The organism is Sedimentitalea todarodis, from assembly GCF_032595355.1.
GTDB lineage: Bacteria > Pseudomonadota > Alphaproteobacteria > Rhodobacterales > Rhodobacteraceae > Sedimentitalea > Sedimentitalea todarodis.
The window spans coordinates 1-20,909 of the sequence record NZ_JASMWN010000021.1; the positions used below are offsets into that span (position 1 = coordinate 1).

23 protein-coding genes and 1 pseudogene are annotated in these 20,909 nt (G+C 63.0%); 20 read left to right on the forward strand and 4 right to left on the reverse strand.

Features of this window, described 5'->3' with window-relative positions:
- The 4 genes and pseudogenes from QO231_RS20335 to QO231_RS20350 all read left to right on the forward strand — a co-directional run.
- Positions 1–285, forward strand: a pseudogene (locus QO231_RS20335) (hypothetical protein); the annotation flags it as partial.
- 113 nt (positions 286–398) lie between these two features.
- Positions 399–2,582, forward strand: a complete 2,184-nt coding sequence (locus QO231_RS20340; RefSeq protein ID WP_316780783.1) for a ParB/RepB/Spo0J family partition protein — start codon at positions 399–401, stop codon at positions 2,580–2,582.
- A 99-nt stretch (positions 2,583–2,681) separates the two neighbouring features.
- Entirely contained in the window at positions 2,682–3,155 is a 474-nt protein-coding gene (locus QO231_RS20345) for a hypothetical protein (RefSeq protein WP_316780787.1), read from the forward strand.
- 384 nt (positions 3,156–3,539) lie between these two features.
- Positions 3,540–3,704 (forward strand): hypothetical protein, encoded by a 165-nt coding sequence (locus tag QO231_RS20350; protein WP_007803240.1) that lies wholly within the window; start codon positions 3,540–3,542, stop codon positions 3,702–3,704.
- A 154-nt stretch (positions 3,705–3,858) separates the two neighbouring features.
- On the opposite strand, the gene QO231_RS20355 is transcribed toward QO231_RS20350, so the two are convergent.
- Entirely contained in the window at positions 3,859–4,566 is a 708-nt protein-coding gene (locus QO231_RS20355) for a hypothetical protein (RefSeq protein WP_316780822.1), read from the reverse strand.
- 244 nt (positions 4,567–4,810) lie between these two features.
- The gene (locus QO231_RS20360) at positions 4,811–5,131 is read right to left on the reverse strand and encodes an H-NS histone family protein (RefSeq protein WP_316780825.1); all 321 of its coding nucleotides are present in this window, start codon (positions 5,129–5,131) and stop codon (positions 4,811–4,813) included.
- A gap of 431 nt (positions 5,132–5,562) precedes the next feature.
- Between QO231_RS20360 and QO231_RS20365 the strand changes: the two genes are divergently transcribed.
- Entirely contained in the window at positions 5,563–5,967 is a 405-nt protein-coding gene (locus QO231_RS20365; protein ID WP_316780827.1) for a single-stranded DNA-binding protein, read from the forward strand.
- 184 nt (positions 5,968–6,151) lie between these two features.
- Here QO231_RS20365 and QO231_RS20370 read toward each other — a convergent pair whose 3' ends face one another.
- Positions 6,152–7,240, reverse strand: a complete 1,089-nt coding sequence (locus tag QO231_RS20370; protein ID WP_316780831.1) for a Hint domain-containing protein — start codon at positions 7,238–7,240, stop codon at positions 6,152–6,154.
- A gap of 271 nt (positions 7,241–7,511) precedes the next feature.
- On the opposite strand from QO231_RS20370, the gene QO231_RS20375 reads away from it, so the two are divergent.
- From QO231_RS20375 to QO231_RS20420, 10 genes are all read left to right on the forward strand, one after another.
- A complete protein-coding gene (locus QO231_RS20375; protein ID WP_316780834.1) occupies positions 7,512–8,711 on the forward strand; it encodes a DUF932 domain-containing protein in 1,200 nt (399 codons plus the stop codon).
- Between the two features lie 127 nt (positions 8,712–8,838).
- On the forward strand, positions 8,839–9,279 hold the full coding sequence (locus tag QO231_RS20380) for a JAB domain-containing protein (protein ID WP_316780838.1): 441 nt from the start codon (positions 8,839–8,841) through the stop codon (positions 9,277–9,279).
- 109 nt (positions 9,280–9,388) lie between these two features.
- Complete coding sequence (locus QO231_RS20385) at positions 9,389–9,907, forward strand: DNA repair protein RadC (RefSeq protein ID WP_316780841.1); 519 nt, start codon at positions 9,389–9,391, stop codon at positions 9,905–9,907.
- Between the two features lie 103 nt (positions 9,908–10,010).
- Complete coding sequence (locus QO231_RS20390) at positions 10,011–10,502, forward strand: DUF6878 family protein (protein WP_316780843.1); 492 nt, start codon at positions 10,011–10,013, stop codon at positions 10,500–10,502.
- Between the two features lie 10 nt (positions 10,503–10,512).
- A complete protein-coding gene (locus tag QO231_RS20395) occupies positions 10,513–10,890 on the forward strand; it encodes a DUF6915 family protein (protein WP_316780846.1) in 378 nt (125 codons plus the stop codon).
- 1 nt (position 10,891) lies between these two features.
- On the forward strand, positions 10,892–11,089 hold the full coding sequence (locus tag QO231_RS20400) for a hypothetical protein (protein WP_316780848.1): 198 nt from the start codon (positions 10,892–10,894) through the stop codon (positions 11,087–11,089).
- A 76-nt stretch (positions 11,090–11,165) separates the two neighbouring features.
- Positions 11,166–11,585 (forward strand): hypothetical protein, encoded by a 420-nt coding sequence (locus tag QO231_RS20405; RefSeq protein ID WP_316780851.1) that lies wholly within the window; start codon positions 11,166–11,168, stop codon positions 11,583–11,585.
- Positions 11,578–12,222 (forward strand): antitoxin of toxin-antitoxin stability system, encoded by a 645-nt coding sequence (locus QO231_RS20410; protein WP_316780853.1) that lies wholly within the window; start codon positions 11,578–11,580, stop codon positions 12,220–12,222. Before QO231_RS20405 ends, QO231_RS20410 begins: the two co-directional genes overlap by 8 nt.
- Positions 12,223–12,299: 77 nt before the next feature.
- A complete protein-coding gene (locus QO231_RS20415) occupies positions 12,300–12,554 on the forward strand; it encodes a type II toxin-antitoxin system prevent-host-death family antitoxin (RefSeq protein WP_316780855.1) in 255 nt (84 codons plus the stop codon).
- Entirely contained in the window at positions 12,547–12,963 is a 417-nt protein-coding gene (locus tag QO231_RS20420) for a hypothetical protein (RefSeq protein ID WP_316780858.1), read from the forward strand. Before QO231_RS20415 ends, QO231_RS20420 begins: the two co-directional genes overlap by 8 nt.
- A 28-nt stretch (positions 12,964–12,991) precedes the next feature.
- On the opposite strand, the gene QO231_RS20425 is transcribed toward QO231_RS20420, so the two are convergent.
- A complete protein-coding gene (locus QO231_RS20425; protein ID WP_316780861.1) occupies positions 12,992–13,285 on the reverse strand; it encodes a hypothetical protein in 294 nt (97 codons plus the stop codon).
- Between the two features lie 176 nt (positions 13,286–13,461).
- On the opposite strand from QO231_RS20425, the gene QO231_RS20430 reads away from it, so the two are divergent.
- The 5 genes from QO231_RS20430 (at position 13,462) to QO231_RS20450 (ending at position 20,804) form a co-directional block, all read left to right on the forward strand.
- Positions 13,462–17,844, forward strand: coding sequence for a bifunctional class I SAM-dependent methyltransferase/DEAD/DEAH box helicase (locus QO231_RS20430; RefSeq protein ID WP_316780864.1), 4,383 nt, complete (start codon positions 13,462–13,464; stop codon positions 17,842–17,844).
- Between the two features lie 3 nt (positions 17,845–17,847).
- Positions 17,848–18,879, forward strand: coding sequence for a DUF7146 domain-containing protein (locus QO231_RS20435; protein WP_316780867.1), 1,032 nt, complete (start codon positions 17,848–17,850; stop codon positions 18,877–18,879).
- Positions 18,880–19,247: 368 nt separating this feature from the next.
- Complete coding sequence (locus tag QO231_RS20440) at positions 19,248–20,180, forward strand: DUF2493 domain-containing protein (RefSeq protein WP_316780870.1); 933 nt, start codon at positions 19,248–19,250, stop codon at positions 20,178–20,180.
- 85 nt (positions 20,181–20,265) lie between these two features.
- Entirely contained in the window at positions 20,266–20,523 is a 258-nt protein-coding gene (locus tag QO231_RS20445) for a WGR domain-containing protein (RefSeq protein WP_299616613.1), read from the forward strand.
- 50 nt (positions 20,524–20,573) lie between these two features.
- The gene (locus tag QO231_RS20450) at positions 20,574–20,804 is read left to right on the forward strand and encodes a DUF6429 family protein (protein WP_067296651.1); all 231 of its coding nucleotides are present in this window, start codon (positions 20,574–20,576) and stop codon (positions 20,802–20,804) included.
- The last annotated feature ends 105 nt before the right edge of the window (positions 20,805–20,909 follow it).

The window sequence follows — 20,909 nt, forward strand, 5'->3', positions numbered from 1 at the left end:
CCGACGATGAACCGAGACCCAGCACGCATGGCATGGGAAGATTTCACCCATGTTGCGGGATTTTTCCCAGAACCGCCGCGTACAGGAGAAGCCCTCACCCGCATTCTATACGACCTCGGTCGATTGCTTAGAATAAGCCAAGACGAACTGCGGCATGGGATCCAGAAAGCTGGCGCGGGAAAACTGCTTCTCGTCTTCGACTACCTGATAGCACGAGCAGACACGATCAAACACCCTGACGCCTATTTCGAAAGGATCCTACGCACACAACTTGCTCCCACATGAACTTCTTGACCGCGGTCAAGAACAACCGCGAGAGGGAAAGGAGTGTTGGTTTGAGGGTGACGGGAAGTGAGATCGGGAGAGTGGCTTCCGGCGCCCGTCGTGGAGAAGATCTGATGACCAAAGCTGTCCAGAAAATCACCCTGTCCCCTTCACGGGATATCCCTTTCGACAAGCTGGTGCTGAGCCAGTCCAATGTGCGGCGCATCAAGGCTGGCGTGTCCGTCGAGGAACTGGCCGAAGACATTGGCCGCCGCGGCCTCTTGCAGAGCCTGAGCGTGCGGCCCGTCTTGGCTAACGATGGTACCGAGACCGGCAAGTTCGAGATACCGGCCGGGGGCCGCCGGTTCCAGGCATTGTCCTTGCTGGTGAAGCAAAAGCGGTTGGCGAAGACGACGCCCATTCCTTGCATCGTGCGCGATGCTGCGTCCGACATCCTGGCCGAGGACGATTCCTTGGCCGAGAACATGCAGCGCGTCGCCCTGCACCCGCTCGATCAGTTCCGCGCGTTTGTGTCCCTGCGGGATAAGGGTCAGAGCGATGCAGAGATTGCTGCCGCCTTCTTCGTCACGCCGCAGATCGTGAAGCAGCGCCTCAAACTTGCCTCCGTCGCCCCTGCCCTGCTTGAGATCTATGCCGAGGATGGCATGACGCTGGAGCAGCTCATGGCCTTCACCGTGAACCCCGATCACGCTCGTCAGGTTCAGGTCTGGGATGTGATCCATTCTTCCTGGAACAAGGAGCCATTCCAGATCCGGCGCATGCTGACCGAGGCCTCGGTCCGGGCGTCCGACCGGCGCGCGGTCTTCGTGGGTGTTGAGACCTATGAAGCGGCGGGCGGCACGATGCTGCATGATCTCTTTCAGGGCGATGACGGCGGTTGGCTCGAGGACCCTGCCCTGCTCGATCGGCTGGTGACAGAAAAGCTTCAGGCTGAGGCTGAGACAGTCGCGGTTGAGGGCTGGAAATGGATCGAGGTCGCGCTTGACCTGCCCTACGGCTACAGCCACGGCCTGCGGTCCCTGTCCGGTGATCCGGCGCCAATGACGGATGACGAAGGAGCGGCTCATGCCAAGCTGCTCACCGAGTATCGGGCGCTGGAAGACGAATACGCGGGACAGGATGAAATCCCCGACGAGATCGACACGCGGCTTGGCGTGTTGGAAACGGAGATGGAAAAGATCGAGACCCGGCCATTGATCTTCGACGCGGAGGAGATCGGGCGGGCTGGGGCGTTCGTCACGCTCGACCGCTACGGCGCGCTGGCAGTCTATCGCGGCTACGTGCGTCCAGAGGATGAGCCCGTTGAGGAGACTGCGGTCCAGGATGGTGCTGATCCTGCGCTGGCGGGGCAGAGGGCTGATGGTGATCTCACCAATGGCCATGGCAGTGCCGCTCATGGCGGAACCGTCATCACGTCGGGTGGCCAGCCGATTGGTGGCGACCTGCCGGAGGATGAGGATGACGGGGCGCTGAAGCCACTGCCCGAGCGATTGGTCATGGAGTTGACGGCCCACCGGACGCTGGCACTGCGTGAAGCGATCGGGCGCTCGCCGGATGTCGCGCTGACGCTGCTTCTGCTGAAGCTTGTGACGGACACCTTCCGCACTTCCTCTGCTTCGGGAAGCTGTCTCGAAGCCTCGGTGCGTCAGGTCTACATGTCAGCGCAAGCGCCCGATCTGAAGGACAGCGTGGTGGCCAAGCTGGTCGAGGAGCGTCATGCGGAATGGGAAGCCGATCTGCCGCTTGGCGATGATGCGGCACTCTGGGATTATCTGACGGTCCTCGACGAGGGCAGCCGTCTGGCTCTGCTGGCGCACTGCCTCAGCCTCGGGATCAACGCGCTGCATGAGAAGGTGAACCCCTACGGGGCAGGCATCTCTGCAGGCGGACTGACCCGGCGTATGGAGCATGCCGATCTCGTGGCGCGCGCCACAGGTCTCGATATGGTCGAGGCGGGCTGGGAGCCGACGGTGGACACCTATCTCAACCGCGTGCCCAAGGCTCGCATCCTCGAGGCGGTGCGTGAGGCGAAAGGGGAGGGGACTGCCCAGCTTCTCGATCACCTGAAGAAGGGCGAGATGGCCAGTGAGGCCGAGCGCTTGCTGAAGGGCAGCGGCTGGTTGCCCGAGGTCCTGCGCCGGAACGATCTCGTGGCGCTGAACGGTGAGGACTGTGCCGAAGGGCAGGGGCCGGATGTTGATGCCGAACTGGCCGACAGCGTCAGTGAAGCTGACCTTCCTGCATTCCTGACGGGTGACCTGCCTGCTCAAGGCGCGTCGATGCTGGCCGCGGAATAACGTGATCCAGCGGGGGGCGGAGATTCCGCCCCCAATCACCATATAACGTAACAATATCAGAAGGATGAGTGCGATTACTCGCATTCGGAATGAGGAATCATGTCTGCAACAACCATCATCGACACTGCACACCTCGGGGCGCTCATTCGCTACACCGACGGCAGTCCCAAGCCGCCAGCACGCTTCACCAAGAAGCTGGCAGCCTGGGAGCGCTCGAACGGTGTCGGCCGTCTTGTAAAAAAGGAGCCACCCCGGCCTTACGCGACCTGGACGGCACCGGCCTCCTTCACGCTGCATGAGGGCAATTTCGCCTCTGACGGGGTCATCCTCGTCACCATCATGCGCAGCCATTCGGCTGACAGCGCCCTGGTCTTCGAGGTGGCCGAGGAGCCGAAGCCCGGGCAGGTGCGCGTGCTTCTCGACTTCGGCGGCAACACGGAGCTGCTGCATCTGGCAGAGTCCCTTACTGCGGCCGAGCTCTGGATCGTCAAGGAAGGATACCGCAACGCGCGGCTTGAAATCGTCGGCGATGAACAGGGCGAAAGGGCAGGGGGCGCGGACCTGGCCGCCTGAGCCCAACTGAAACCGAGGGGCCCGCGACATCGCGGGCCTCTCAACCATCACAACCTTGTCCTTTGAGTTCGCGGGGCGCCAAAGGAGCCATCCCCAAGCAAGGACGTCTTCAACCAAGATCTTGGCCGGGAGGCTGGAGGCAAAAGCATCAGCGGGACAACCGGCTCCAGTCGTCAGGGCACCATCCCCCGCTCGCCATTCCCTTCCTTGGCCCGAATCCTGTCTTCGAGATCAACCCGCAAGGGGTCGGACTACGGGCAAGCCCGTGCCGCCGGGCGGATTCGGACGAGCCGAACGCACCCGATGATGTCAGCCAGTCTTCGGGCCTTCGAGGTCCTGTCGCGCGGGGGATGGTCCCCCGCCTCCAAGACAGGAGCCAAACAGATGTCCCGCAAAGATGCACACGCCTTCGCCGCCTCCCTCGCCGCCACGCTCATGGTCTCGATCGTCGTCTTCCAGGCAGGGGATGGAACCTTCGGCGCCGTCCCCGCCGATGAAATCGACGGCGACGAGGTCGTGATCGTCTCGGAGTACGATCCCTTCGGGTGAGGCTTTGGCCTCACTTCCCGAGGGCCTGGGCACGGCGCAGGTGCGCCTCCGGGCCTATCGCCCACAGAGTGATCGGCGATGCCGATCTTGGTACCCCTGTGTGCCATCTGCGCAATTCGTGGTACGCAAGGGGCCGATATCGTGCGTCGCTAAGCTATCCCGCTCTATGCAGATGTACCTTCAAATCAGCCCATTGCTGGCAGAACTCATCAATTCGGGCCTCGATCTCTTCGTTGGGGTTCAGCACAAAGAATGTCCTTGGACTGTAAGCGGTCGCCCGCACCGCCAAGCCCGGCGTCCCGACCTCGCCTAGCCAATGATCAACCTCAGCGTCATGGCCGCCGCGCCGCCGCGTATTGTGATGGTAGATTACAGCGCATCGACCTTTGGCCAACTCCTGCACCTCTGCGAGGGGCATCTGCTTGCCGAACTTCGCCCGCCCCCTTCGCCAATTGGCGTCATCGATGATACCATTATCCGGGTCTGCGAATACGAGATCGCACGTGGATAGCCTCTCCATCACACGCTGGAACCAAGCGGTGCGCCAGTTGCGGCGTTCACGCGGTGCTACCATACTACTGTCTACGTTCTCGTCAGATGAAATCGCACCCTCCATCACCGGCAGCAACGAGTTGATCGAGCGCGCGTCCCTCGTAATGTTTCGAAGATGGCTGAACAGGACCGGGTCCAAGTGTTCGTACCGTTGCGGTTGAACGAGATAGGTGATGTGCCGCCCATCCCCGTTGTGGCTCTCGTCCGGGTACCGGTACCACGCGACGCCCAATTGCCGTCCCGGGGATAGGGCCCTCAACAGGCCAAGCTTTACAAAGTCGCCAACATCTCCGGCATAACGGTCTTGCACTTGGAGTAACCTATTCCTTCTGTGTCCATGACACTCTACCAGATCATTAGCGGATTGCAGGCGTGTGGGCCACCAACTTGCGATGACGGCTGTACAAGATCAGATGAATATTCGCTTTTAAAAGCAGTCGGGTCAGCGGGTCCAATTTAGCACGTTCAGCGAATGACCGCTTCGACGGGCGGCACCACAGTACCTGGCTGGGTCGACCAGCGGCAGCTTAGGGTCGATCGCGTAGGTCAAGCCTTTAACTGACGGCGAGGTCGCTCGCGGTCTTTCCCGCTTCCAGTGCTTCCACGAACCACTGCGGTTTGCGCCCTCGGCCGGACCAGGTGAGTGCCGGGTTTTCAGGGTGCCGGTATTTCGCCACGACAGGCGCTCGCGAGGATTTCGTTTTGGTGCCCACGAGTTCGGCAAGGGAGTAGCCCAGATCCCGTGCGACTGCTTCCACCTTGGCGCGGGCTTCCGCCTTCTGCCGATCCTCGAACGTGGAGATCGCCTTGGCGACGTCCTTCTTCATTTTGTTTAGCTCGCTGAGCGACAGTGCCTCGAGATCGTAATCAGCCATTGGTGCGGTCCGTGTCCTGAATGATCCGGTATCGATAGCCCGTCGATGCAAGGCGCCGCAACTCCCGGAAGGCTGGGGGGCAGGTGACGAGGGTTGGTTGAACCATAATCTTGGCCGCTAGTGGGGTGCTGGGCTTGGGTTCAGGCAGTGCCGATTGGCAGGATGACAGGGTCTGGCATGGGCTCCCCGCGCCTCTCTGACTTCTGGGCCATCCCTTCGACTGACAATCCCCTAATCCCGTTCGGCCTCCTGCGCGCAACCCCGCGTCAGCCCGGGCCGTGTTGGCCGCCTATGGCGTCCTGCCCGCTCCACCCCGGTCCTCTGGGGGTTTCCGGTGTCCATGCTGTCCACCGTGCACGCGTCACCCGACGGGCTTTTTCCGGGTCTTGTCGAAGGGACGGTCCCGAAGACAGGAAACACAGGAGCTAATCATGCAGAACATCGTCATCCTCGCCGGCAACATCGGTCAGAAACCCGAAACCCGCTCCACCCAGGGCGGCACCAACATCACCAACTTCAGCCTCGCCACCTCGCGTCCCCGCCTCTCGGAAGGTCGCGTCCTACGCGACGAGAACGGCTACCGGGTCATGGACACGGAATGGCACCGCATCACCTGCTTCAACGGTCTCGGCAAGACCGTCGCCGAGCATTGCGAAAAGGGCATGAAGGTCCTCGTCCATGGCCGCATCCACTACAGCAAGTGGATCGACAGCATGGGCAACGACCGCTACGGCTGCGAGATCATCGCCGAGAAGGTCGACTTCCTGAGCCGCCCGAAGTCGGCCGAGAACGAAAACCCCGAGCTGGTCGACCGCGACGACGAGATCCCGTTCTGAGGAACGGGGTCTCCCCCTCGGGCCCGGCGGGGCAACCCGCCGGGTTCGCGGCACTGCCGCAAGGCAGCTTCGAGCCCATACTGTCTGATGCTGCATCTTGCCCGAATGTCCGGTTTTTCATCTTGATCATCGAGGATCGCGAGAAATTTCGTGCGCTCGTCATGGCTTCAAACGTTAGGTCATTTTATCCAACTCTGTCGCGCATATGGCTTGGCTCTACGAAATCGCGCCGGTTTTTTTGATGGCGAGCAATCATTTGCTTCAGACGCTTGCCTACTAGAAAAGGCCGCGCCGGTTCGCGAAGGGATTCAAATTGTGCCTTGGCAATCTGACGCCGCATTTGGCGCAAGTCGATGTCGGAAATGGTTTTCATTGCTTGTGTGCCTGTAAAGAACGTTTCAACTTCGGCACCGTTGGCAACGACAACCTCATGACGTGCGCAAGCGAAGTGATGATATTGTACCGGCAAAAAACCAAGCGATTGTGTGATGCCATCCAAGGGCAACAGGTGTTTGGCAGCGACCAGCACCTCCGCCGTATCACACATCCGCTCCACTATGGCGGAACGCAGCAAGATCCTGTGCTGTGGTGACACGCGCAACCTACGCGCGGGTGTGCGTGGTCCAAGGCACCCCGGTTCGAGTGTAATCGAAGCCTGTTTTCCCGGCTTCAAATGGTTGGTTCGGTTGATCCAAAGGATTGGCTGCGCCCCATGATCCATTGTCGTGACGAGCATACCTGGGCGCAGATCTTCAACTGCGACCTCACCTTCAGGCGTGGTAATCTGCGTACCGGCAGCAAAACAAACAACTGCAGAATTCTCAACACTTCTCGATGTTGAATAACCAGCATAATTTGAACTGTCATGGCTGGTTAACTCGATTGACTGCACATTCAAGTTGTCGAGTTCAGTGTTGAAATCAACGAGGAACACATCCCCATTCGCGGCCTGCACCACGATAACCTGAATGCTAGAAGTTGACCCATCACCCAAAGTGATAACCGCGTTGTAGAGCGAGGAGGAATCTACAGAGACTGAGGTTGGCCCGCTGCCCGTATCGTAGCTTATGAAATCAGAGGTCGCGCCCGGATCGTCATCATCAAAGATCGCACCGTCATCGTCCTGGTCATGGTTGGTAACATCCACCAGCGACAAATCATCATGGTTGCCCAGTACGGTGCCGGTATTTTCAAGGTCCCAATCGGATTCGTCGGTGTCCATGTCCGCGAAATTGCCGAGAAAGAACATTGTCGATGTTGTCGTAGTGGGCATCTAGGCGACTCGTGTAAAATCCATTTCCCTACGCTAGCGCCAAATCCTTAAGAAGCTCTCTGCTTGCTGAATTCTCAACAAGTCGTGCATAGTGCCCGCGTCACTCCGAAAGAACCGCGTGCGGTCATTGGCGCAAATGCAGCGAAAGATCACTTCGTCCGCATTGCGGCCGATCATGCCAAGCTTTCGAGAGTGAGAGGTGTGCCGGTTTCCCGGTGACGGGTTGAGGGCTGGGAGAGTGGCTCCCGGCGCCTGTCACGGAGGAATGCCGATGGGCGTTGTAGAAGTTCTGGATCCGGTACAGCCGACGCGGGCTGGTGGCTGGAAAGTGGATGTGAGCCGGGGTGAGCGGAACGGGCGGGTGTCGTCCGAATGGTTCAACCGGCCCGATGACGAGCGGTATCTGTCGCTCGACGATCTCTGGGCCAATGTGAAGGGCCGGTCGGAACGCAGCCGCAGCCGGGTGGTACAGACGGCGGATATCCGGGTCGAGGCTGCGCGCGACAACCCCGAGCGGTTGCACCTGATGCTGCCGAAAGCGCATGAACCTGTTGCGCCGACGCATTGGGCGTTTGGCCAACTTGCCAGTATCGTCGGCGCTCCGGCGTCCTATCTGCGGCAGTTGCCCGCGCCGCTGGCGGGGATCAATCTGCAGTATGGCCTGACCAATCATCGCGCCGAGCAGGTGAAGACCTTCGAGACGGAAGACGGCCGCACGGAACTGCGCGCCGTGACCGGCCCCGACTATGGCCGCATCCACGATTTCGAGCTGGTCGAGGCGGTGCAGCGCATCGCGGGCAATGGCACCGGCGACACGCGCTGGAAGGTGCCAGGCGTGCTCGATTGGTCGACCGGGGTCTACAACCCCGATGTCGAGATTAGCCGCGACACGACCACGCTCTATGCCTCGGACCGCGACGTCTTCCTGTTCCTGGTCGACGATCGCAACCCGATCGAAGCCGGCAAGCTGCCTGACGGCTCCCCCGATCTCTACTTCCGGGGCTTCTACTGCTGGAACTCCGAAGTTGGTGCCAAGACCCTCGGCATGGCGAGCTTCTACCTGCGGGCGGTGTGTCAAAACAGGAATCTGTGGGGCGTCGAGGATTTTCAGGAGATCCGCATCCGCCATTCGAAATACGCCGCCTCGCGCTTTGCCCATGAGGCGGCCCCGGCGCTGACGCGCTTCGCCAATTCCTCGCCGCAGGGGTTCGTGAACGGCATCAAGGCCGCGCGGCAGCAGATCGTGGCGCGCAGCGATGATGATCGCGCGGATTTCCTGCGCAAGCGGGGCTTCTCGAAGGCGGAGTCCGGCAAGATCATCGAGAAAGTGCTGATGGAAGAGGGCCGCCCGCCGGAGTCGATCTTCGACTTTGTGCAGGGCATCACGCGGCTTGCGCGCGACAAGACCCAGCAGGACGCACGCCTCGACATGGAAGGGCGCGCCAAGAAGCTCCTCGACCGGGTCGGCTGACCAAGCACCCATGCAGCGATCGCCCGACACCGGGGCGGTCGCTGCAGCTATTTCTCAACATGCACGCCGTTGGCTTTGCCCCGAAAGGGCAGGGGGCGTCGGTGTGCGCATTTCAGCGAGAACTCCCATGACCCCCCAGGAAGAAACCGTCATCCTTGAGGCCCGCGACATCCTTGGCCGCTATCTCAGCCAGAACCCGGTGATCGGGAGCTGGAAAGCGCTGATGGATTATTGCGCGCTGACCGTGCGTGGGCCGATCGAGCGATTCCATGTCCTCTATCTCGACCGCAAGAACCGCATCATCGCCGATGAGCTTCTCTCGATCGGCACGGTCGATCACGTCCCGGTCTATCCGCGCGAGGTGATCAAGCGGGCACTGATGCTGAACGCCAGCGCCCTGATCCTGATCCACAACCACCCGTCGGGCGATCCCACGCCGTCTGAGGCCGATCTCAGCATGACCAAGGAGATCCAGAAGGGCTGCAAGTATCTTGGCCTGACGCTGCACGACCACATCATCGTCGGGGCCGGGACGGAGCTGAGCCTGCGGGCCCTCGGCAAGCTCTGATCGTGGCACCAGACCTGCTGCCGTCGCCCCTTCGAGGAAGAGGGCGGCGGTTTGGTCTTTGACGGATGAGGCGGGGAGAGAGGCTTCCCGCGCCGTTGGAGATATTGCCATGTTTGACCTTCCCCTGCCGATCCAACCGAGCGCGCGCCTGATGGGTCCTGTCCCAAATGGCCCGACTGTCGCTTCTGATCCCAGCCTGCCTTTCGCGCTGACGCGGATGCACCGGACGCCGACAGCCCTGATGTCGGGCACCGCTGCCCCCGTGGTCGTTGAGCGTTTTGCGACCTTGGCTGATGCCATGCAGGGGACGTTTGAGCTTGCCGAGGACAACGGCCCCGATGCAGCGCCGCAGCTTCTGGCCATCCTTGATTGCGACCAGCGCCTGGTTCTTGCCGGGGCCGCCAGTCATGGCGCTGTGGCTTGGTGCCACCCTGTCGCCAATGCTCTTGAGGCGCGGGCCGTCGTGACCGAGGCGGTTCAACTTCGCGCCCAGGCTGGCCGTGCCATTGACTGGCACGAGCCTGAATTGGCGCAGCGGCTGCGTCACCGTGCCGATCTGCTGGATGCCCGTCTTGTCGACCCGCTCTGGCGCGCCTTTGTCGCCCGGGCGCTGCAGCTCGCGGCGTGACGCCCGAGAGACAGAGGAGGGATGGGAAGGGTTTGAGCCTTCGGGGGGCAGAGGAGTGCGCCACCCGGGGGGTCTGACCTGTCCTCACCGAACGGAGATATCCATGACCCAGACTGAACCCACTCTGGCCGCACCGCTGCGGCCTTCCACCGTCGATTTCGGGGCGATCCTTGCCGCACATGCCGAACGCACCGCCCGGACCCTCGCCCTGCGCCCGGGCAACAAGGACCGCCTGTTCGATGGCCTCATGGCCGCCGGCATCACCCATGTCACCGTGACCTTCGACGGTGCTGGTGACAGCGGCCAGATCGAAAGCATCGGCGCCTGGGCGGGTGAGACGGCTGTCGACTTCCCCGCGACTGAAATCCCCTATGCCGCGCTGACGTGGGATGATCCCGAGGTCGAGATGCGCAGCCTATCACTGGAGGATGTTGTCGAGCAGCTCACCTACGACTTCCTCTCCGATACCCATGGCGGTTGGGAAAACAACGACGGCGCTTACGGCGAGTTCTGCTTCGACGCCGCGGCCCGCTGCATCCATCTCGAGTTCAACGAGCGCTTCACCTCGTCCGAGCTCACCACCCACGACTTCTGAGGGGGCTGCGATGGCACATCCTTATCACCACGCCCTCTCCTCGGTGAAGAAATGGGGCGGAACTGTCGATGATTTCATCTCGGTGCATGCCTGGTTCGACCAAAGCAAGGAGATCACCGCCGATTTTCGGCACCGGGCCCTGCGGCACCATGCCGAGGGCATATTCATGGCCGAGACGATCTTCGACTCGACCCTCACCCTCTCGACCGGGCGCATCATTCCGACCCGCTGGGTCGGCGAGCAGCATGTCAAGGAAGACCTCGGCTTCATCCCAAGCTTCGCCGACTGGGTGAAGGCCATCCGGCCCGAACCCTGGATGGGCCGGTCCGAGCGGATTGAGGCGCAGGTCGATCCGCATCTCGCCTCGCCCGTGGTCGAGGTCAGCTGATATGACTGATCCCGCATACTTGCGCCTCGGTCTGCCGCCGACGGCATCGCCTCAGACAGTTCTGCGCGCGGCGGTCCGGGCACTGCACCCCGACACCCGCGCCGTGCGCAGCTTCCGGACGGCGCGCAAGCGCTTCTACCGGCAGATGCTCTGTGCGCATGCCGCGCGGCAGGCATCGGGTGACAATCCGGCCGGCTGATCGCTTCCAACCAACCCTTCATCCCAATCCAGCGCCCGGCCCCAAGGCCCGGGTTTCTCAATCTCAGGAGGTCCCCATGGCGGATTACTTCACCCATTTCTCTTGCCTGCTCGACGTCGGCACCCCCGACAAGGCCGCCCGCGCGCTCGCGCTGTTTCATGACCTGCGTGCCGCGGATCAGGACGCCGATGACCCGGAGGTCTCGGGCTTCACTCTTGAGCGCCAGGACGCGCCCGAGGGCAGCACGCTCTGGATCCATGACGACGAGCACGGCGATGTCGAGGCGGTTATCCGCTTCGTGCTGCGCCTTGCAGAAGACCTCGACCTCACCGGCCTCTGGGGGTTCCAGTACGCGCTGACCTGTTCCCGGCCTCGCCTCGACGCCTTCGGCGGCGGTGCGCATATCATCGATCTCGGTGCCCGCAAATCCATCGGCTGGACCAGCACGCAAGAATGGCTGGCCGCCGCGCTGAACGGGGTGGATTTCGATGCCTGAGGTCATCTGCACAACAGTCTACCAGTTCCCTGAACTCTCCGACGTCGCCAAGGAAAAGGCGCGCAGCTGGTATCGCGAGCTTGGGCCTCACGACGATTGGTGGGAAGCGGTCTACGAAGATTTCGAGCGCATCTGCGAGATCCTCGGCGTCCGGCTCAAAACCACGCCTGTGCGGCTAATGGGCGGCGGGACGCGGGCCAAACCCTGCATCTGGTTTTCAGGGTTCTGGAGCCAGGGGGATGGGGCCTGTTTTGAAGCATACCTCGGCCACGCCAAAGGCGCGACCGCGCGCATCCGGGACTACGCCCCGACGGACGCGACGCTGCACGGCATCGCTGACCGCCTGCAGGCCGTCCAGCGGCGCAACTTCTACCAGCTCGCCGCCGAGGTCAGCCATCGGGGCCGCTACTACCACGAATACTGCATGTCCGTGGACGTCACCCGCGACAGCCTGACCTGGCAGCCGCCCACCCAGGATGCCGAAGAGATCGTGACCGAGGCGCTGCGCGATCTCGCCCGCTGGCTCTACCGCCAGCTTCAGAGCGAATACGACCACCTTACCTCGAACGAGTCCGTAGAGGACGGCATCATCGCCAATGAATACACCTTCACCGCAGGGGGGCGGCGGTTCGCATGACACATCGGAGGGCTCAACCCATCTCTTGCAGAATATCCAGAATGTATGTACATTCTGCACAAATGGAGACCCCAATCATGCATGAGCTTCCCGAGTTCAAGGCGGCCGACCTGACGCGGCACACAAGTGACCTGTTTGACGCGGCCATTCGCTCGCCGATCGCGATCACCAAGCATCGCAAGCCCAAGTTCGTGCTGATGAGCATGGAGCAGTACCAGCAGCTCGCGCGCGGCGCCACGCAGCAGGCTCACATGATCGACGAGATGCCCGAGGATCTCAAGGCGCTTATGATAGAAGGGCTCGAGCGGGACTTGACGCAGGCGGATGACTAAGCCGAGCGCGGGAGGGGTTTTCCGCTATCCGTTCCTGTGGAAACGCGAACAGATGGCGGGCGAGACCGAGGGCCGCAAGACGCGACCTGTTTGTATCGCCGTCACTGTCGCCAAGTCCGATAGCGAGACCGTGGTGTTCATCCTGCCGATCACGACGCAGCCGCCTTTGCCCTCGCGCAAGTTTATCGAGGTGCCACAGATCGAGTCGCAGCGCGTGGGGTTAGAGACCCATGTCCGCAAATGGGTCATGCTGGACGAGATCAACACCGATATTCTGGAGCGGTCCTATGTCTGGGAGGACCGCACGCCCATCGGCACGTTCAGTTCCGTCTTCACATCCAAGATCCAGTCCAGCCTGATCGCGCTTGCCAGGTCGGGCGGGGCATCGGTTGTCGATCGGCTGAAGTAGTCTCGATCACCGCAGGGTCTGCCCAGCTTCACTTGTTCCCATCGATCCACTTCGACATCAGCCCCTTGTCGCGGAAACACTCATCCGGCACGGCGCGGCGCTTGATGCGGGCGAGGCGTTCGGCGAAGGCGACCTGCCTTGATGTCGGGCGGCTGTCCTGCGCGCCCGGGTTCATCTTGGCTTGTGCGTCGATCCAGGCACTCAAGGATCGCCGATCTTGCTGAACTACCCATGGCAGAAGCGTCTGGTTGCGCAGGGCTAGCGACCGCGCATAGGCAATCTGCTTTGGCGTCGCGGGCAGGGCGTAAGTGGTGCTTTCCATCGGGGATCTCCCTTCTTAGCTTGGCTCGTAAAATAGAACATAACAGGAACAAAAGCAAGCCGCCTGCGGAAATCATGGGCTTTGAGAGGAAGAGGATGGCCGGGGAAGGTCAGGCCTGAGGGTGCCCGAAAGAGGGTGTCCGGGCCTGATCCTGTCCCTCATTCCGGAGTTTCCCGATGACCCATCTCGCCCATTTTGCGACCGAGCGCGCCCTTGCGCCTGTCGCCCCCATCCCGTCCCTCTATACGGCCGCTGCGATCCTCGCTGTGGCCGAAACGTTGCAGCCGGATCTGGCGCAGGGGTTCCAGATCGACGCGCTGCGCCTGCGCGTTGAGATGGAGCGCGCCTTTAGTGGCTCCGATGCGGAGGGTGCATGGGATTGGAAACTGGCCTATGAGGCGGGTGAGGCAGCGCTGGTCTTGTTCCTGCGGAAGTTTGGCCGCGCGCTGTTGGCGCGGGCTGGATCACCCGCAGCGCTGCTGCCGATCCTTGCCAAGGTGTCCGGACTTTTGCCGACCCATACGCGGCGGTCCGAGGAGATGGAGCGGTTCCAGCAGTTCTCGACGCCGCTGCCTATGGGGCTGGCCGCAATGGCTGCAGCACAGATCACCGCGCGCGATCTGGTGCTGGAGCCATCGGCTGGGACGGGCCTTCTGGCGGTCCTCGCAGAAATCGCGGGCGGCAGCCTCGCGCTGAACGAGCTTGCCGACACCCGCGCCGATCTTCTGCGCCGCCTGTTTCCGGGTCGACCTGTCACGGGCTTTGACGCGGCGCAAATCGACGATCATCTCGACGCGGACCTGCGCCCGAGCGTCATCCTGATGAACCCGCCGTTCTCGGTCGTGGCCAATGTCGATACCCGCACCACCGAGGCGACAGCCCGGCATCTGCGCTCCGCGCTTGCGCGTCTGGCTCCCGGCGGACGGCTGGTTGCCATCACGGGAGCGAGTTTCGCGCCCGACGCCCCTGCCTGGGCGGAAACCTTCGCCCGCCTGACCGAGACCGCGCATCTGGTTTTTACAGGTGCCGTGTCGGGTGCGGCCTTCGCCAAGCACGGCACGAGTTTCGAGACCCGTATCTCTGTCTTCGACAATTGCCGCGGCGGCGAGCCGGGCGGCATCACAGCCGATCTGACGCGCCCGATTTCGCCTGATGTCGCCAGCCTGCTGTCGCTGATTATCGCCCACGTCCCCCCGCGCCTCGCGCTGGCGCAGGTCGCACCAGCCCGGCAGGGCCCCTCTTCCCCCTTTCCGGGAAATCTTGCCCGCACCACGCGCGCAGCCATCAGCACATCGCGCGCCACGCCAGCAACACCCGCCACCAACACCGCTGCGCCGACTGCCGCCGCCGACCTCGCTTACAGCCTGCGCGATGCAACCGAGGATGATACCAGCGCGCGCCTGTCGGATGCCATTTATGAGACCTTCCGGCTGCAGGCGATCGACATTCCCGGGGCGGAACCGCACCCGACCAAGCTGGTGCAATCTGCCGCCATGGCTTCGGTCGCTCCCCCGAAACCGACCTATCGCCCTAAGCTGCCCGCCGCCGTCAAGTGCTGTGGCCTGCTGTCCGACGCGCAGCTTGAGACCGTGATCTACGCGGGCGAGGCGCATGGCGCGTATCTCGCCGGCTCGTGGACTGTCGATGAAACCGGCGACATGGTCTCGGCCGCGCCGGACGATGCCGCTGACGCCATCCGTTTCCGCCGCGGGTTCTTCCTCGGCGATGGCACGGGCGCGGGCAAGGGCCGCCAGTCCGCCGGCATCCTGCTCGACAACTGGGCGCAGGGTCGGCGCAAAGCGCTCTGGATCTCCAAAAGCGACAAGCTGCTTGAGGATGCGCAGCGCGACTGGTCTGCCCTTGGCCAAGAGCGGCTGCTGGTCACGCCGCTGTCGCGTTTTGCACAAGGCCGCGACATCCCGCTTTCCGAGGGCATCCTCTTCACAACCTATGCCACGCTGCGCTCCGAGGAGCGGGGCGCAAAAAAGTCCCGCGTCGACCAGATCGTTGACTGGCTCGGGGCTGATTTCGACGGGGTGATCCTGTTCGACGAAAGCCATGCCATGGCCAATGCCGCCGGATCGAAAGGCGAGCGCGGCGATGTCACGGCGTCGCAACAGGGCAGGGCCGGCCTGCGTCTGCAGCACAAGCTGCCCAATGCACGCGTGGTCTATGTCTCAGCCACCGGCGCAACCTCGGTGCATAACCTCGCCTATGCGCAGCGGCTTGGGCTTTGGGGGGGCGAGGACTTCCCGTTTTCGACGCGGGCGGAATTTGTGCAAGCTATCGAAGCTGGCGGCGTTGCCGCGATGGAGGTCCTGGCCCGCGATCTGCGGTCGCTTGGCCTCTACACGGCGCGCTCGCTGTCCTATGACGGCGTCGAATACGAGATGTTGGAACATGCGCTGACGCCGGAGCAGCGCGGGATCTATGATGCATATGCGCTCGCCTTCGGAGTCATACATCGGAACCTGTCCGCGGCGCTGGAAGCGGCCAACATTACTAGCGAATCCGGCGGTACGCTGAACCGCCAGGCCAAATCCGCCGCGCGCTCGGCGTTCGAGTCCGCCAAGCAGCGCTTCTTTGGCCATCTGCTCACTTCCATGAAAACCCCCACCCTGATCGCTGCCATCGACGCCGATCTCGCCGCGGGCCACGCGGCCGTCATCCAGATCGTCTCGACAGGCGAGGCGCTGATGGAGCGCCGCCTGTCGGACATCCCCACGGACGAGTGGAACGATGTGCGGGTGGATATCACGCCAAGAGAGGCTTGCCTGGACTACCTCGCCCATTCCTTCCCGGTGCAGCTCTATGAGCCGTTCACCGATAGCGAAGGCAACCTGTCCTCGCGGCCCGTCACGCGCGACGGCCAGCCGGTGGAATGCCGCGAGGCGGCGCGCAGGCGCGATGCGCTGATCGAGCATCTGGCCTCGCTGCCGCCGGTGCCCGGCGCGCTGGACCAGATCGTCCAGCGCTTCGGCACCGATCTCGTGGCGGAAGTGACGGGCCGCTCGCGCCGCATCGTGCGCAAAGGCGAGGGCTCTGCCGCCCGCTTGGTCGTGGAAAGCCGGGCGGGCTCTGCCAACCTCGCAGAAACCGCCGCCTTCATGGATGACCAGAAGCGCATCCTGATCTTCTCGGATGCCGGCGGCACGGGGCGCAGCTATCACGCCGATCTCGGGGCGAAGAACCAGCGCCTGCGGGTCCACTACCTCCTGGAACCGGGCTGGAAGGCCGATGCGGCCATTCAGGGACTGGGCCGCACCAACCGCACCAACCAGGCGCAACCACCGCTGTTCCGGCCCGTTGCTACCGATGTGAAAGCAGAGAAACGCTTCCTCAGCACCATCGCGCGTCGCCTCGACACGCTCGGGGCGATCACGCGCGGCCAGCGTCAAACCGGCGGGCAGGGGCTGTTCCGGCCCGAGGACAATCTGGAGTCTCCCTATGCCCGCGATGCCTTGCGCCAGCTTTACCGCCGCATCTATCGCGGCGATGTCGCGGGGTGCTCACTTGGCGCTTTCGAGGATGCCACAGGTCTCAGCCTGACCGATGAGAATGGGCTGAAGGATGATCTGCCCCCGATCACGACCTTCCTCAATCGCCTGCTGGCGCTGACGATCGACATGCAGGCCGTGCTCTTCTCGGCCTTCGAGGAGTTGCTCGACCAGCGGATCGAGGGGGCCATCGCGGCCGGGGTCTACGACCTCGGGCTCGAGACGCTGCGCGCCGAAAGCTTTCGCGTCACGGATGCCCGGGTGATCTACACCCATCCCGGCTCCGGCGCGGAAACCCAGCTTCTCACCATCGCGGAGAAGCGGCGCAATACACCGCTGTCACTGGCGGATGCGCTCGACTGGCTCGACGATCCAAAGGCACGCCTGCTGGTCAACAGCCGCTCGGGCCGGTCTGCCGTGCAGGCGCCCGCCACCAGCCTAATGATGGACGACGGCACTATCGAGCCGCGCCTCAGGCTGATCCGGCCGACCGAGGCCAGCACCGTGCCTGCCAAGATCATGGAAGACACCCATTGGCTGGAAGCCGACCGCACGGCCTTCGCCGCCGCATGGACCGCGGAACTGGCCGAGGTGCCGGAGTTCTCGGAAACCACCCTGCATATCGTGGCGGGCCTCTTGCTGCCGATCTGGAAGCAGCTCCCCCAGGATGAAACCCGCGTCTACCGGCTGCAGACCGATGACGGTCAGCGCATCATCGGTCGCCGCGTTTCGCCGTCGTGGGTCGCGAACACACTTGCCGCCGATGCGCCGAAGCTCACGGCGGCGCAGGTCCATGCCCTCGTTCTGGAGTGCAAGACCGTGGTGCGCTTGGCCGAAGGGATGGAGCTGCACCGTTCGCGCGTCATGGGCGTCAACCGGATAGAACTGTCGGGCTTTTTGGGTGCCGCCAAGGACCGGCTGAAGGCAGATGGGTTCTTCTCGGAGATCATCAGCTGGAAGCTGCGCCTCTTCTGCCCGACGGATGCGAGCGGGGTCAAAGTGCTGGATCGTCTGCTTGCACGTTGTCCTGTGACAGGACTACATGCACGCGGAGGGTGTTGAGCCATGTATTCCGAGACCGAAGATGTGATCCGCGCTCTCGCGGAAAACGCCGAAGGCGTGTGTCGCGCCTACCTTCCCGCCGGACGGCGGGAAGGGGCCTACTGGATCGTGGGCGATTTGCAGAACAACCCCGGCCGGTCGCTCTTCGTGCGGCTGACTGGACCCACATCAGGACCGGGAGCCCGTGGCAAATGGCAGGACGCGGCTGTCGGACTGCATGGTGATCTTCTCGACATCATTCGCGAGCGAACCGGGATCTTGCGCTTTCCCGATCTTCTGGCCGAGGCCCGGGCGCATCTTGGCCGTCCCCAGCCGGTCCTCCCGGATAGGCCAGTGCCGAAGAAGGCCCAGGCCCCCGGCGGCACACCAGCGGCGGCGGCGCGTTTGTTTGCAGCCTCTATGCCAGTCGCAGGCACACTTGCTGATACCTACCTTCGCGCCCGGGGCCTGACCCAAGGCGGCATGACGAGTGCGCTGCGCTTCCATCCGAAGTGCTGGCATCGGGATGAGGGCCAGACCAGCAGCATCCCCAGACCGGCGCTGATCGCCGCGGTCACCGATGGGGCAGGGGCCTTGCAGGGCGTGCATCGAACCTGGCTGGCACCTGACGGACAGGGGAAGGCGGCTGTCGAGACGCAGCGGCGTGCCATGGGTCACCTCCTTGGCAATGCCGTCAGGCTGACCCCGTATGATGAAATCCTCGTGGTCGGCGAAGGCATCGAGACCATGCTGTCCTTGGTCGAAGCCGTGCCTGGCCTGCCTGTCTGGGCGGCGCTCTCATCCGGTCACCTCGGGGCGGTCCTGTTGCCGGAGGGATTGCAGCGCCTTTACATCGCGATCGACCGCGATCCGGCCGGGCAACGCGCGGCAGAGAGGTTGATCGCCAGAGCCACAGAGGTCGGGATTGGGTGCCATGTGCTCGAGCCACAACTCGGGGATTTCAACGATGATCTCCGGGCGAACGGCAAAGAGGCGCTGCGCCAGCATCTGGCAGGGCAGATCGGGCTTGAGGATCGGCAGCGCCTGTCAGGCTGAGCAGCATCGCGCAGGGGGCGGTCAGGGGCACGGGGTAGGGGTCCTGCAGTCCTGTCGCGGGTGTGGATCATCACCTTTGCCTCTTCCGGGGTAAATCTCATCCACCCGACACCCGAGCGGCCTTCAAGAGATGGGCAGGCGGCCGTCAAAGGGGACGCCCCATCAAGGGCGGCAGGCAAGCTATTTCCGCCGCGGGGGACGAGCCCCCGCTTTGCATCGCGAAACAAATAGCTTGCCTGCCGCCCTCCTCCACATGCGTTCCGGCCCCGAAGGCGGGGTGAGGGGGCGTCCCCAGTGACAGCTTTCGCAGCCCATGAAGGCCGCGCGGGTTGTCGCGCGGATGAGACAGGCCCGGAGGCAAGAAACTGATGACGATCCACACTCACGACGACACGTATGAACCCGCCCACACCGCATCCCAGACCGCCCATGCGCTCGACGAGTTGCAGCTTTACGGCTACCGCCCCTTTGATGAGCCCGATCCGCGCCCAATGCCCGATGGGCAGCGCCTTGCGGTCGCCGTCGCAGACATTTTCGATGCCCTCGTCGCGACCCTGGAAGACACCCGCATGGAACCCGACCTCGAAGAGGTGCTCTGGGGCCAGGTCAACCTCTTTCACCGCGCCACGGCGAGGATTGAGCGGTCGCTCGACGAGAACGAGCAGGTGCAGCGCCGCCTCCAGCGGGAGCAGGACGGCTCCGAGGTGAAATCCACCGAACTCGAACGCCTGACGGCCGAAGGCCTGACCCTGATCGAACGTCGGAACTGCATGGACATGATGCGCGATCACGCCGCCACCGAGTTCGTCCATCACACTGGATCGACCTGGCGGCCCCGCACCGGCTCGATGGTGAACCGTCAGCACATGACCGCGGCGCTCATCGACAGCCGCGACTTCCTGGCCGCCAAGCGCCGCGCAGAAACCGAGGTGATGTTGCCCGCAGGCCCCAAGGTCGCCCTCACCGGCGGGACCGACTTCAACGATCACCGCCTGATCTGGGGCAAGCTCGATCAGGTCCGCACCAAGTATCCCGATATGGTGCTCTTGCACGGTGGTAGCCCGAAGGGCGCAGAGCTCATCGCCGCCAAATGGGCCGAGGCCCGGGGCGTTACACAGGTGGCCTTCAAGCCCGATTGGACCAAGCACGCCAAGGCCGCGCCCTTCAAGCGCAACGACGCGATGCTGGATGTGCTCCCCGTGGGTGTTCTCGTCTTTCCGGGCACCGGCATCCAGGAGAACCTTGCTGACAAGGCCAAAAAGCTCGGCATCCCGGTCATGAAGTTCGAGAAGGGGGCATGAGCCCCCTTTTCCTCTCGCGGGGAAATCGAGGTGGAAGAGCAGGCTTCCACCTGATATTTTGGAAGAAAGCCTGCTGGATCACGATATGTCTCACTCTGTCGCTCAACTTGAGGTGTTCCCGACCGACCTGCAGATGCGGCGGATCGATCCAGCCTGCAACATGCGGCGGTTTTACCGCATGAGCATTCAGCTCGATCTCTTTGGGGGCGCCAGCTTGGTGCGCGAATGGGGCCGCATTGGCGCGCGCGGGCAGATGATGATTGAGCAGCATCCAGATGAAGGGCGCGCCGTAACCGCGCTGATGAAACTTGCGGCGATAAAGAAGCGGCGGGGTTATGCATGATGCGCGGCCGCGGTTCGAAAAGCGGGCAGACACAGGAAAACGAGGGGGAGATGGCACTCGACACTGACAAGATCGATGATGCGGCTCTCGCGATCCTTAGCCTGACGCTGCATTACGGCGATCAGGTCTGGAAGGGAATCGATTGGGCCATCACCAACCGGCTTTTCGAGAAAGGCCTGATTTTTGATCCCAAAAACAAGGCGAAATCGCTGAGCCTGACCCCAGAAGGGGTCGCGCATGCGCGGGAAATTCTCGCGCGGGAGTTCAGCAAGGCCGAGTGACGGGCGGCTTTGTGGGACCTTCCAGTTGTTCGCTGCTTCTGCGCCGGAGGCTTGGTGCAATGACCTGAGCGGACATTCCTAGGGTCGTCATCATTGTCCTGCGTG

Bases quoted from the DNA above. Each gene is read 5' to 3' on its own strand.
- QO231_RS20340 (WP_316780783.1), top strand. From the start codon at position 399: ATGACCAAAGCTGTCCAGAAAATCACCCTGTCCCCTTCACGGGATATC.
- QO231_RS20345 (WP_316780787.1), top strand. From the start codon at position 2,682: ATGTCTGCAACAACCATCATCGACACTGCACACCTCGGGGCGCTCATT.
- QO231_RS20350 (WP_007803240.1), top strand. From the start codon at position 3,540: ATGTCCCGCAAAGATGCACACGCCTTCGCCGCCTCCCTCGCCGCCACG.
- QO231_RS20360 (WP_316780825.1), bottom strand. From the start codon at position 5,131: ATGGCTGATTACGATCTCGAGGCACTGTCGCTCAGCGAGCTAAACAAA.
- QO231_RS20365 (WP_316780827.1), top strand. From the start codon at position 5,563: ATGCAGAACATCGTCATCCTCGCCGGCAACATCGGTCAGAAACCCGAA.
- QO231_RS20370 (WP_316780831.1), bottom strand. From the start codon at position 7,240: ATGCCCACTACGACAACATCGACAATGTTCTTTCTCGGCAATTTCGCG.
- QO231_RS20375 (WP_316780834.1), top strand. From the start codon at position 7,512: ATGGGCGTTGTAGAAGTTCTGGATCCGGTACAGCCGACGCGGGCTGGT.
- QO231_RS20380 (WP_316780838.1), top strand. From the start codon at position 8,839: ATGACCCCCCAGGAAGAAACCGTCATCCTTGAGGCCCGCGACATCCTT.
- QO231_RS20385 (WP_316780841.1), top strand. From the start codon at position 9,389: ATGTTTGACCTTCCCCTGCCGATCCAACCGAGCGCGCGCCTGATGGGT.
- QO231_RS20390 (WP_316780843.1), top strand. From the start codon at position 10,011: ATGACCCAGACTGAACCCACTCTGGCCGCACCGCTGCGGCCTTCCACC.
- QO231_RS20395 (WP_316780846.1), top strand. From the start codon at position 10,513: ATGGCACATCCTTATCACCACGCCCTCTCCTCGGTGAAGAAATGGGGC.
- QO231_RS20400 (WP_316780848.1), top strand. From the start codon at position 10,892: ATGACTGATCCCGCATACTTGCGCCTCGGTCTGCCGCCGACGGCATCG.
- QO231_RS20405 (WP_316780851.1), top strand. From the start codon at position 11,166: ATGGCGGATTACTTCACCCATTTCTCTTGCCTGCTCGACGTCGGCACC.
- QO231_RS20410 (WP_316780853.1), top strand. From the start codon at position 11,578: ATGCCTGAGGTCATCTGCACAACAGTCTACCAGTTCCCTGAACTCTCC.
- QO231_RS20415 (WP_316780855.1), top strand. From the start codon at position 12,300: ATGCATGAGCTTCCCGAGTTCAAGGCGGCCGACCTGACGCGGCACACA.
- QO231_RS20420 (WP_316780858.1), top strand. From the start codon at position 12,547: ATGACTAAGCCGAGCGCGGGAGGGGTTTTCCGCTATCCGTTCCTGTGG.
- QO231_RS20425 (WP_316780861.1), bottom strand. From the start codon at position 13,285: ATGGAAAGCACCACTTACGCCCTGCCCGCGACGCCAAAGCAGATTGCC.
- QO231_RS20430 (WP_316780864.1), top strand. From the start codon at position 13,462: ATGACCCATCTCGCCCATTTTGCGACCGAGCGCGCCCTTGCGCCTGTC.
- QO231_RS20435 (WP_316780867.1), top strand. From the start codon at position 17,848: ATGTATTCCGAGACCGAAGATGTGATCCGCGCTCTCGCGGAAAACGCC.
- QO231_RS20440 (WP_316780870.1), top strand. From the start codon at position 19,248: ATGACGATCCACACTCACGACGACACGTATGAACCCGCCCACACCGCA.
- QO231_RS20445 (WP_299616613.1), top strand. From the start codon at position 20,266: ATGTCTCACTCTGTCGCTCAACTTGAGGTGTTCCCGACCGACCTGCAG.
- QO231_RS20450 (WP_067296651.1), top strand. From the start codon at position 20,574: ATGGCACTCGACACTGACAAGATCGATGATGCGGCTCTCGCGATCCTT.